Raw genomic sequence first — 11095 nt, 5'->3', positions numbered from 1 at the left:
CGGCCGGGTGCGCGGCGGCCACCCTCGCGGCCGCTGCCCGAGCCGGTGGAGCGGGCCGCCGAGCGCTGGGTCGAGCCGGCCGGGCGCGCCACCGCCCCACCGCGGGAGCGGACACTCACCCCGCTCTCCCGGATCAGCGCCTGCACGAACCCGTAGCTGCGTCCGGTGCTGTCGGCGAGAGCGCGGATGCTCTCCCCGGCGGCATAGCGCTCACCGAGCTCGCGGGCCATGGTGGCGCGCTGGTCGCCGGTGATCCGTGCTCCTCGCGGGACGGCCATGCCAACCTCCTGGTCTCGATCACGTGATCGAGACCACTATGACGCAGCGGCCCGGCGCCGAGAAGGGCGGTCAGGCCAGCGCCACCAGGTCGGCGTACTCCGGGCTCCAGAGGTCCTCGGTGCCGTCGGGCAGCACCAGCACCCGGTCGGGGTCGAGGGCCTCCACCGCGCCCTCGTCGTGGGTGACCAGCACCACCGCGCCGGCGTAGCTGCGGATGGCCTCCAGCACCTCGGTCCGCGAGGCCGGGTCGAGGTTGTTGGTGGGCTCGTCCAGCAGCAGCACGTTGGCGGCCGAGACCACGAGCATGGCCAGGCTGAGCCGGGTCTTCTCCCCACCGGAGAGCACCCCGGCCGGCTTGTCGACGTCGTCGCCGGTGAAGAGGAACGAGCCGAGCACCTTGCGCACCTCGGTGTCGTTGAGGTCGGGCGAGGCCGAGACCATGTTCTCCAGCACGCTGCGGCTGGTGTCGAGGGTCTCGTGCTCCTGGGCGTAGTAGCCCAGCCGCAGCCCGTGGCCCGGCCGCACCTCACCGGTGTCGGTGGGCTCCAGCCCGGCCAGGATCCGCAGCAGGGTGGTCTTGCCGGCGCCGTTGAGCCCCAGCACGACGACCTGGGAGCCGCGGTCGATGGCCAGGTCGACCCCGGTGAAGATCTCGGTCGAGCCGTAGGTCTTGGACAGGTCCACCGCGGTCAGCGGGGTACGCCCGCAGGGGGCGGGCTCGGGGAAGCGGATCTTGGCCACCTTGTCCTGCACCCGCTCGCCCTCGATCCCGGCGAGCAACCGCTCGGCCCGCCGCGCCATGTTCTGCGCGGCGACGGCCTTGGTGGCCTTGGCGCCCATCTTGGCGGCCTGGGTGAGCAGCTGGTCGGCCTTGCGCTCGGCGTTCTGCCGTTCCCGCTTCCGCCGCTTCTCGTCGGTCTCACGCTGCTGCAGGTAGCGCTTCCAGCCCATCGCGTAGATGTCGAGGGCCGAGCGGTTGGCGTCGAGGTGGAACACCTTGGTGACGCAGGCGTCCAGCAGCCCGGTGTCGTGGCTGATCACCACCAGCCCACCCGGGTAGGTCTGCAGGAACCCGCGCAGCCACAGCACGGAGTCGGCGTCGAGGTGGTTGGTCGGCTCGTCCAGCAGCAGCGTGTCGGAGCCGGAGAACAGGATCCGGGCCAGCTCGATCCGGCGCCGCTGCCCACCGGAGAGGGTGCGCAGCTGCTGGTCGAGCACCCGCTCGGGCAGGCCGAGGTTGCTCGCGATCCGGGACGCCTCGGCCTCCGCGGCGTAGCCGCCGCCGGCCTGCAGCTCCGCCTCGGCGCGGGCGTAGCGGGCCATCGCCTGCTCGCGGACGTCGTCGTCGGGTGAGCCCATCTGCTCCTCGGCCGTGCGCATCCGGCGCAGCGCGGCGTCCAGCCCGCGGGCGGACAGGATGCGGTCGCGGGCGAGCACCTCGAGGTCGCCGGTGCGCGGGTCCTGCGGCAGGTAGCCGACCTGGCCACCCGGGCTGACGGTGCCCGCCACCGGCTGGGCCTGCCCCGCGAGGATCTTGGTCAGCGTGGTCTTGCCGGCACCGTTGCGCCCGACCAGGCCGATCTTGTCCCCGGCCGCGACCTGGAAGGACGCCCCCTCCAGCAGCAGGCGGGCACCGGCGCGGACCTCGAGGTCACGGGCGACGAGCATGACGGGGAAGACCTTCTTCAGCAGCGGGGACGCAGGCAAACACGCCCATGATCCTCGCTCCCCCGGACGGGTTCAACTCCGTTCCGCCGGCGTGGCCCGCCGGAAGAACTTGGCGACCTCTCAGCCACCGCACGCAACGCGTGCGGGCCGGCCCGGCGTAGTGCGGTCACGAGGCCCGAGAGGCGGGCCCGGAAGGAGACGACATGTCCACCGCACACCGCGTCCTCGCCGCCCTCGGGGCGCTCGCCACCGCGTTCGCGGCCAGCGCCGTCCCGCTGACCGCCACGGCCGCCCCGCTGGCCGACGAGGGACGGGTCACGGCCAGCGGCGGCGTCGTCGTGCGCCACGCCCCCGCCGTGTCCAGCCCGGTCGAGGGCCACCAGCCGCAGGGCCGCCGGATCCCGATCAGCTGCTGGGTGGACGGCACCGCCGTCGACGGGAACACCCGGTGGTACGCGCTGCCGCCCACGCTCAACGAGTGGGTCTCGGCCCGCTGGGTGGCCGTGGACGGGACCGTCCCCCGGTGCGCCGGCGACCAGGCCGCCCGATCCGGGCGGACCACCACCGCGCTGACCGTGCGGCGCGGCCCGCACACCGGCGAGCAGTCGCTGGGGGTGCTGCGGGCCGGGCAGCGGGTCTCGCTGGCGTGCCGGCTGCCCAGCCAGCCGGTCGCGGGGAACGACCGCTGGTACAAGCTCGCCGGCTCCCAGGGCTGGGTCGCGGCGCGCTACGTCGCGAACGAGGGCGCAGCGCCCGCCTGGTGCACCGTCTGAGCGCACCCCGACGCACGACGACGCCCCACCCGGGAGCCGGGTGGGGCGTCGCGCGTCGGACCTCAGAGGTTGTAGCCGAAGGCCCGCAGCTGGTCGCGGCCGTCCTCGGTGATCTTGTCCATGCTCCACGGCGGCATCCACACCCAGTTGATCGCCGCCCGGGTGACCAGGCCCTCCAGCGCGGTCTGGGTCTGGTCCTCGATGACGTCGGTCAGCGGGCAGGCCGCGCTGGTCAGCGTCATGTCGATCGAGGCCGAGCCGTCGTCGTCCAGGTGGATCCCGTAGACCAGCCCGAGGTCGACGACGTTGATGCCGAGCTCGGGGTCGACGACGTCCTTCATCGCCTCGGTCAGGTCCTCCAGGCTCGCCCGCGTGCTCGGGGCGGACCCGGCGGCCGGGTCGACCGTGTCGGGCAGGGTGTCGCGGACCAGGTCCGAGGGACGGGTCCCCTCCGCGGTGGTGTCCTGCTGGCTCATCTGCGTCTCACTCATCTCAGCCCTCCTCTGGGCGTCGGTCTCCGGCTCCGGCTTGCAGCACCGCGTCCTTGAACGCCGACCACCCCAGCAGAGCACACTTCACCCGGGCCGGGAACCGGGCGACGCCGGCGAACGCGATGCCGTCCTCCAACCGCTCCTCGTCCGGCTCCACCTGTCCCTTGCCCTGCATCAGGGTGAGGAACTCCTCGTGCAGCGCGAGCCCGTGGTCCACGTCCTTGCCGATGACCAGGTCGGTCATCACCGAGGTCGAGGCCTGCGAGATCGAGCAGCCGACGCCGTCGTAGGAGACGTCGGTGACGGTGCCGCCGTCGAGGTGGACCCGCAGGGTCACCTCGTCCCCGCAGCTGGGGTTCACGTGGTGCACCTCGGCGGCGTACGACTCGCGCAGCCCGCTGTGGTGCTTGGCGCGGTAGTGGTCCAGGATGATCTCCTGGTACATCTCCTCCACGGCGTTGGTCATGGCGTGCCTCCGAAGAACCGGACGGTGTGGGCCACGCCCTCGACGAGGGCGTCGACCTCCTCCTGGGTGGTGTAGAGGTAGAAGGAGGCCCGGGTGCTGGACTGCACGCCGAGCCGCTCGTGCAGCGGACGCGCGCAGTGGTGCCCGCCGCGGACCGCGATCCCCCGGCTGTCCAGCAGCTGGGCCATGTCGTGGGGATGGACGTCGGCGACGGTGAAGCTGATCGCCCCGCCGCGGTCGACGGCCTCGGTGGGCCCGAGGACGCGCAGGCCGTTGATGCTCTGCAGCCCCTCCAGCGCGTAGCGGGTGATCGCCTGCTCGTGGGCGGCGACCTGCTCCATGCCCAGCTCGTCCAGCCAGTCCGCGGCCACCCCGAGCACCGCAGCCTCCGCGATCGGCGGCGTCCCGGCCTCGAAGCGGGCCGGCGGCGGCGCGTAGGTCGACCCGGTCATCCGGACCACCTCGATCATCTCCCCGCCGCCGAGGAACGGCGGCAGCGAGGCCAGCAGGTCGTAGCGGCCCCAGAGCACGCCGACGCCGGTCGGGCCGACCATCTTGTGGCCGGTGAAGGCCAGCAGGTCCGCGCCGAGGTCGGCGACCCGGGTGGGCAGCTGCGGGACGCCCTGGCAGCCGTCGACCACCATCACCGCCCCCACGCTGTGCGCCCAGTCCGCGATCCGCCGCACCGGGTGCACCGTGCCGAGCACGTTGGACACCCAGGCCACCGAGACGACCTTGGTGCGCTCGTTGATCAACCCCTCGCGCTCAGCCTTGGCCAGGTCGAGCCGGCCCTCCTCGGTGATGTCGAACCAGCGCAGGGTGGCGCCGGTGCGCTCGCAGGCCAGCTGCCACGGCACGATGTTGGAGTGGTGCTCGGCGACCGAGACCACCACCTCGTCGCCCTCGCGCAGACTCGCACCGAGCGTGTGCGCGGCGAGGTTGAGCGCCTCGGAGGCGTTCTTGGTGAAGACGACCTCCTCCGCGCGCGCCGCCCCGATGAAGCGGGCGACCCGTGAGCGTCCGCCCTCGTAGGCCTCGGTGGCCTCCGCGCCGAGCTGGTGCATGGCGCGGGCCACGTTGGCGTTGTGCTCGCGGTAGTGCGCGGCGACCGCCTCGATCACCCGCTCCGGCTTCTGGGAGGTGTTGGCCGAGTCCAGGTAGCGCAGCGGGTGCCCGGCCACGGTGCGAGCCAGGATCGGGAACTGCTCGCGCACCGCCGCCACGTCGTGGCCCGGCTGCGTCGCAACGTCCTGGGACGGCTCCGCCGGGGTGTCGGCCGGCCGGGTCGGTGTCGTCGTCATCTCCTGCTCCTCTCCTCGCTCGTGGGCGGTGCCCCGGGACCGGGGCATCGCGGGTGGCTCAGGCGCCGGTGGACTCGTGCAGGTAGCGGTCGTAGCCCTCGGCCTCCAGGCGGTCGGCCAGCTCCGGGCCGCCCTGCTCGGCGACCTTGCCGCGCACGAAGACGTGCACGAAGTCGGGCTTGATGTAGCGCAGGATCCGCGTGTAGTGGGTGATCAGCAGCACGCCGCGGTCGCCCTGCCCGGTGAACCGGTTGACGCCGTCGGAGACCACCCGCAGGGCGTCGATGTCGAGGCCGGAGTCGGTCTCGTCCAGGACGGCGAACTTCGGGTTGAGCAGCTCCAGCTGGGCGATCTCGGCCCGCTTCTTCTCACCGCCGGAGAAGCCCTCGTTGACCGAGCGCTGCACGAAGGAGGAGTCCAGCTGCATCTTCTCCATCGCGGTGGTGACGTCCTTGACCCAGGTGCGGATCTTCGGCGCCTCGCCGTCCATCGCGGTCTTGGCGGTGCGCAGGAAGTTCGCGACCGAGACGCCGGGGACCTCGACCGGGTACTGCATGGCCAGGAACAGCCCGGCGCGGGCGCGCTCGTCGACGGTCATCTCGAGCAGGTCCTGCCCGTCGAGGGTGACCGAGCCGGAGGTGACCTGGTACTTGGGGTGGCCGGCGATCGAGTAGGCGAGGGTGGACTTGCCCGAGCCGTTGGGGCCCATGATGGCGTGGGTCTCGCCGCTGCGGATGGTGAGGTCGACGCCGTTGAGGATCGCCTTGGGGCCGGACTCGGTCTCGACCTGGACGTGCAGGTCCTTGATCTCCAGGGTTGCCATGGTTGCGTGCTCCTAGGTTCGCGGGTGGTTCAGGCGGTGGGGGCGGCGGGGACGCCGACGGTGATCTCGAGCTCGCGCTCGACGGCCGCCAGCAGCAGCTCCTCCACCTCGTCGACACCGATCCGGCGGATGATGTCGGCGAAGAAGCCGTGCACCACGAGCCGGCGGGCCTCGGTCTCGTCGATGCCGCGGCTGCGCAGGTAGAACAGCTGCTCGTCGTCGAAACGTCCCGTGGTGGAGGCGTGCCCGGCACCGGCGATCTCACCGGTCTCGATCTCGAGGTTGGGCACCGAGTCGGCCCGGCAGCCGTCGGTGAGCACCAGGTTCCGGTTCGACTCGTAGGTGTCGATGCCTTCGGCGGCCTTGCGGATCAGCACGTCGCCGATCCAGACCGCGTGCGCGCCGGCGCCCTGCAGGGCGCCGCGGTAGTCCACGTTGGACTCCGACTTCGGGGTGTTGTGGTCGACGAACAGCCGGTGCTCGATGTGCTGGCCGCCGTCGACGAAGTACAGCCCGAGCAGCTCCGCGCGCCCACCGGGGCCGGCGTAGCTGACGTTGGACTGCAGCCGGACCACGTCCCCGCCGAAGGAGACCGCGATGTGCTGGTAGCTGGCGTCGCGGCCGACCCGGGCCTCGTGCTGGCCGGTGTGCAGGGCGTCGGCGTCCCAGTCCTGGACGCTGATCACCGTGAGCCGCGCGCCGTCGCCGACGACGACCTCGAGGTTGGCGTTGTGCTGGGCGCTGCCCTGGTGGTGCAGCACCACGGTGGCCTCGGAGTGCGCCCCGGCCTCCACCACGTAGTGGGCGTTGGACCGGCGGTCCGCAGCGCGGCCGGTGACGGTGATCCGGATCGGCTCGGTGGCGACGTGCTCGGCCGGCACCTGCAGGTGCAGCGCCTCCCCCGCCTGGGCGGAGGCGATCGCGGCGGGCCGGTCGGCCGGCACCAGCACGGTGCCGCGCGGGGCCTGGCCCGGGGCGAGAACGCCCTGGACGACTCCCTGCGGCAGCGTCACCTGGTGCTCGACGGCGGAGTCGTCGGTCGGCACCGGCTCGAACATCGGGCGCAGCCGCTTGACCGGGGTGAACCGCCAGACCTCCTCGCGCCCGGTGGGCACCGGGTGGTCGTCCACCTCGAAGGAGCCGCCGGGGTGCAGGTGGCTGGCCACCGTGGTGGAGGTCTCGATCGCGCCGGCCACCGCGCCGCCGGGCTCACCGGCGGGCAGGCTGTCGGCGGTCGCGCCGGGACCGATGTCGGCGACGCCCCGGTCCGGGTGCGTGCCGTCGGGGCGGCGGTCGGTGCTGGTGTCGGTCGTGGTCACACTCGTCCTTCGTACGGTGGCGGGTTCGTCGCCCTTCGACAGGCTCAGGGCGCTGTTGTGGCCGGGGTCGGCGGGTCCGGGTGGACCCGCCGACCGGGGCGGGTCAGCCGACCGCGCCCTCCATCTGCAGCTCGATCAGCCGGTTGAGCTCCAGCGCGTACTCCATCGGGAGCTCCTTGGCGATGGGCTCGACGAAGCCGCGGACGATCATCGCCATCGCCTCGTCCTCCTCCATGCCCCGGCTCATCAGGTAGAAGAGCTGGTCGTCGCTCACCTTCGACACGGTGGCCTCGTGGGCCATCGAGACGTCGTCCTCGCGGACGTCGACGTAGGGGTAGGTGTCGGAGCGGGAGATCTGGTCCACCAGCAGGGCGTCGCACTTGACCACGGAGGCCGAGTGGGACGCGCCCTCCTGCACCTGCACCAGACCCCGGTAGGAGGCGCGGCCACCGCCGCGGGCCACCGACTTGGAGATGATCGAGGAGCTCGTGTACGGCGCGCAGTGCACCATCTTGGAGCCGGCGTCCTGGTGCTGGCCCTCGCCGGCGAAGGCGACGGACAGCGTCTCGCCCTTGGCGTGCGGACCCATCAGGTAGACGGCCGGGTACTTCATGGTCACCTTGGAGCCGATGTTGCCGTCGACCCACTCCATGGTCGCGCCCTCCTCGCAGGTGGCGCGCTTGGTGACCAGGTTGTACACGTTGTTCGACCAGTTCTGGATGGTCGTGTAGCGGCAGCGCGCGCCCTTCTTCACCACGATCTCGACCACGGCCGAGTGCAGCGAGTCCGAGCTGTAGATCGGCGCGGTGCAGCCCTCGACGTAGTGCACGTAGGCGCCCTCGTCGACGATGATCAGGGTGCGCTCGAACTGGCCCATGTTCTCGGTGTTGATCCGGAAGTAGGCCTGCAGCGGGATCTCCACGTGCACACCCTTCGGCACGTAGATGAACGAGCCGCCGGACCAGACCGCGGAGTTGAGGGCGGAGAACTTGTTGTCCCCGACCGGGATCACGGTGCCGAAGTACTCCTGGAACAGCTCGGGGTGCTCGCGCAGCGCGGTGTCGGTGTCGAGGAAGAGCACACCCTGGCGCTCCAGCTCCTCGTTGATCTGGTGGTAGACCACCTCCGACTCGTACTGCGCGGCGACGCCGGCGACCAGCCGGGCCTTCTCCGCCTCGGGGATGCCGAGCTTGTCGTAGGTGTTCTTGATCTCCTCGGGCAGGTCCTCCCAGCTCTGGGCCTGCTTCTCGGTGGAGCGCACGAAGTACTTGATGTTGTCGAAGTCGATGTCGTCGAGCTCCGCACCCCAGGTGGGCATCGGCTTGCGGTCGAACAGCTTCAACGCCTTGAGCCGCAGGTCGAGCATCCACTCCGGCTCGGCCTTGGCCCCCGAGATGTGGCGCACCACGTCGGGGTTCAGGCCGCGCTGGGCGCTCGCGCCGGCGGTGTCGCTGTCGTGCCACCCCCACTGGTAGCGCGAGAGGGCGTCGATGTGCTCCTCCTGCGTCGGAGCGGTGGCTCCGGTCTGGGCACTGGTCTGGGTCATCCTCACGCCTCTCTGTTCGCGTCGTTCTCGGTCCGGTCGGGCCCGCCGGGACGGGCCGGGCCGGTCAGCTGGCTGACGTCGGGGACGTGCGTGGTGCACACCCCGTCGCCGTGGGCGATGGTGGCCAGCCGTTGCACGTGCACCCCGAGCACCCGGGCGAAGGCCTCGGTCTCCACCTCGCAGAGCTCGGGGAACCGCTCGGCGACGTGGGCCACCGGGCAGTGGTGCTGGCACAGCTGCTCCCCCGCCATCGCCGGGCGGGTGGAGGCCACGTACCCCTCGGTGCTGAGCGCCTCGGCCAGCGCCATGGTGGGCGTCCCGGCCTCGGTCTCCGCCACGGCGGTGCGGAAGCGCTCCTCGGCCTGGGCCATCCGGCGTTCGGCGAATCTCCGTACAGCATCGGAACCACCCGTCTCGGACAGGTATTCCAGGACCTCGATGGCCAGGTCGTCGTAGGCGGTGTAGAAGTCGGCGCGGCCGCTGTCGGTGAGCGCGAAGACCCGGGCCGGACGTCCGCGCCCGCGCGAGCCGTACACCCGCTGCTCGCGCGACTCCACCAGGGCGTTCTCGCCGAGCACGTCGAGGTGGCGCCGGATCGCCGCCGGAGTCAGACCGAGCCGGTCGGCCAGGGCGGCCGCGGTCGACGGGCCGTGCTCCAGGATGGAGCTCAGCACCCGCTGGCGGGTGGAGGCGTCGGAGTCCGCAGTGCCCAGGACCTGGGTCGTGCGGTTCCCTCGGACGCCGCTGGTGGCGCTCTGGGAACTTTTCACAACGCCAGCATGCTCTTATTGGCCGGCCCACTCAAATAAGGGGTCCCTCAGTTCCTGCGAGGACCCGGCGGTGGTCAGCCGGCGAGCACCGACCAGGTGTTGGGGCCGATGATGCCGTCCACCTGCAGCCCGTGCCGGGTCTGCAGGTCGCGGACGGCCGCGGCGGTGGCCGGGCCGAAGATGCCGTCCACCACCAGCCCGTATCCGCCCGCGGCGTTGAGCAGCGTCTGGGCCTCGCTCACCGCCGCACCCTGGTCGCCCTCGGAGATCGTCGGGCGGGCCGGCGTCCCGTCCCCGCCGCCGAGGTCGTAGCGGTACATGTCGTAGCGCTGCATCAGGCCGATGATCTTGTCGGGGTAGTCGGGGTCGGTGGCGTAGCCGGCCGCGTGGATCTCACGGACGAACTGGTCCGGGTCGTCGGTGAAGGCGAACGCCGGGGCGTAGTGCGCCCGGCTGCGCAGGAAGTCGCCGTGGTCACGGAAGGAATCGGCGTGGCTGGCGTAGGCGCGGAACTGCGCGGTCACCGGGTGGCAGCCGGTGGCGTCGCACTCGGTGGTCTCCTTGGTCACGCAGCCGGTGGCGTAGGGACCGTTGTCGGAGCCGCACTTGATGCCGAAGAAGGCGTTGCCGTCCCGGGTCAGCGAGGACTCGCCCCAGCCCGACTCGAGGGCGGCCTGGGCCAGCGCCACCGACGTGGGCACGCCGTGCTCTCGCTCTCCCGCCTGGGCGTCGTCGGCGTAGCTGGCCAGGAAGTCCGCGGGCGGGATCGCCGAGGCGGCGGGGGCGGGTGCGAGCAGCAACCCGGTGGCCGCGGCAGCGGAGGCGCCGGCGGCGAGCAGGAGACGGACGGCGCGGACGGCCGCCGGCGTGCGCATCGACATCGGCTCAGGCCTCCAGCGCGGCCCAGGTGGCCGGGCCGACGATGCCGTCCACCCCGAGCCCGGAGGCGGCCTGGAAGTCACGCACGGCGGCGGTGGTGGCGGGCCCGAAGATGCCGTCCACCACCAGGCCGTAGCCACCCTTGGCGTTGAGCAGGGTCTGCGCGTCGCTCACCGCCGTGCCCTGGTCGCCCTCGCTGATGGTCGGGCGCGGGGGCGGCGGCGGGGTGCCGCCGCCGAGCTTGGCCGCGACGGCGTCCACCGCCGCGCCCGGGGGCCGGTTGAGCTCGAAGTGCATCTCGTCCTTGCGGCCGCTGTAGTCGCCGCCCCACCGGACCACGCCGTCGCAGTAGGCCACGATGGCGTGGATCTCGCCGACCTGGGCGGTGCTGAAGGTGCCGGAGGCGCCGATCGGGTGCTGCGGGGCGTTGTAGTCGATGGCGGTGCCGGAGGCGTGGTTGGACAGCGCGGTGCCGCCGGTCACCGGGCGGTAGGAGAAGCCCCAGCACCCGGGGTCGACCGGCGCCTCGACCCGCTCGGCCAGCTGGCGGGCGACCCAGCCGAGGATGACGTGCGGGGCGCCCTGGGCGACACCGGGCGGGAAGCCGACGCCGTCGACGGTGAGGGTGCTCAGCGGCAGGTCCGGCGCGGCCGGCCAGCCGTTCTGCGACACCTCGGCCGCGGCGGCGCGGGTGGCCGTCGCCTGGGCCAGCCCGCCGGCGGTGGCGAGGCCGAGGCCGGTCAGGCCGAGACCCCGCAGCACGGCGCGACGGCCGAGCCG

General features: G+C 72.4%; 12 protein-coding genes. 1 reads left to right on the top strand and 11 read right to left on the bottom strand.

Annotated features, from left to right (window positions below; genetic code table 11):
* A partial coding sequence (locus DVA66_RS11400) for a helix-turn-helix domain-containing protein (RefSeq protein ID WP_232821912.1) occupies window positions 1–278 on the bottom strand: 278 nt, incomplete at its 3' end.
* Between the two features lie 70 nt (window positions 279–348).
* Window positions 349–1947, bottom strand: coding sequence for an ABC-F family ATP-binding cassette domain-containing protein (locus DVA66_RS11395; protein WP_114560197.1), 1599 nt, complete (start codon window positions 1945–1947; stop codon window positions 349–351).
* A gap of 203 nt (window positions 1948–2150) precedes the next feature.
* Here DVA66_RS11395 and DVA66_RS11390 point away from each other — a divergent pair, with 203 nt between their 5' ends.
* Window positions 2151–2720: an SH3 domain-containing protein gene (locus DVA66_RS11390; protein WP_114560196.1), complete on the top strand. Its 570-nt coding sequence runs from the start codon at window positions 2151–2153 to the stop codon at window positions 2718–2720.
* Window positions 2721–2782: 62 nt separating this feature from the next.
* Here DVA66_RS11390 and DVA66_RS11385 read toward each other — a convergent pair whose 3' ends face one another.
* The 9 genes from DVA66_RS11385 to DVA66_RS11345 all read right to left on the bottom strand — a co-directional run.
* The gene (locus tag DVA66_RS11385; protein ID WP_332872867.1) at window positions 2783–3211 is read right to left on the bottom strand and encodes a metal-sulfur cluster assembly factor; all 429 of its coding nucleotides are present in this window, start codon (window positions 3209–3211) and stop codon (window positions 2783–2785) included.
* 1 nt (window position 3212) lies between these two features.
* Window positions 3213–3677, bottom strand: a complete 465-nt coding sequence (gene sufU / locus DVA66_RS11380) for a Fe-S cluster assembly sulfur transfer protein SufU (protein ID WP_114560195.1) — start codon at window positions 3675–3677, stop codon at window positions 3213–3215.
* Complete coding sequence (locus tag DVA66_RS11375) at window positions 3674–4978, bottom strand: cysteine desulfurase (RefSeq protein WP_114560194.1); 1305 nt, start codon at window positions 4976–4978, stop codon at window positions 3674–3676. Before DVA66_RS11375 ends, sufU begins: the two co-directional genes overlap by 4 nt.
* 58 nt (window positions 4979–5036) lie before the next feature.
* On the bottom strand, window positions 5037–5801 hold the full coding sequence (gene sufC, locus DVA66_RS11370) for a Fe-S cluster assembly ATPase SufC (protein ID WP_114560193.1): 765 nt from the start codon (window positions 5799–5801) through the stop codon (window positions 5037–5039).
* A 29-nt stretch (window positions 5802–5830) separates the two neighbouring features.
* Window positions 5831–7051 carry a Fe-S cluster assembly protein SufD gene (sufD, locus tag DVA66_RS11365; protein ID WP_114560198.1) on the bottom strand — a complete coding sequence of 407 codons (1221 nt, stop codon included), beginning with the start codon at window positions 7049–7051 and terminating at the stop codon, window positions 5831–5833.
* A gap of 172 nt (window positions 7052–7223) precedes the next feature.
* Window positions 7224–8666 carry a Fe-S cluster assembly protein SufB gene (gene sufB / locus DVA66_RS11360; RefSeq protein ID WP_114560192.1) on the bottom strand — a complete coding sequence of 481 codons (1443 nt, stop codon included), beginning with the start codon at window positions 8664–8666 and terminating at the stop codon, window positions 7224–7226.
* A 2-nt stretch (window positions 8667–8668) separates the two neighbouring features.
* Window positions 8669–9379 (bottom strand): helix-turn-helix transcriptional regulator, encoded by a 711-nt coding sequence (locus DVA66_RS11355; RefSeq protein WP_198671684.1) that lies wholly within the window; start codon window positions 9377–9379, stop codon window positions 8669–8671.
* Between the two features lie 131 nt (window positions 9380–9510).
* A complete protein-coding gene (locus DVA66_RS11350; protein WP_114560190.1) occupies window positions 9511–10317 on the bottom strand; it encodes a glucosaminidase domain-containing protein in 807 nt (268 codons plus the stop codon).
* Window positions 10318–10321: 4 nt separating this feature from the next.
* Window positions 10322–11095, bottom strand: a 774-nt coding sequence (locus DVA66_RS11345; protein WP_114560189.1) for a peptidoglycan-binding protein, incomplete at its 5' end; no start/stop codon positions are given.

This window comes from Desertihabitans aurantiacus, from assembly GCF_003344635.1.
Taxonomy (GTDB): domain Bacteria; phylum Actinomycetota; class Actinomycetes; order Propionibacteriales; family Propionibacteriaceae; genus Desertihabitans; species Desertihabitans aurantiacus.
This window is presented reverse-complemented; position numbering and strand designations above follow the sequence as displayed.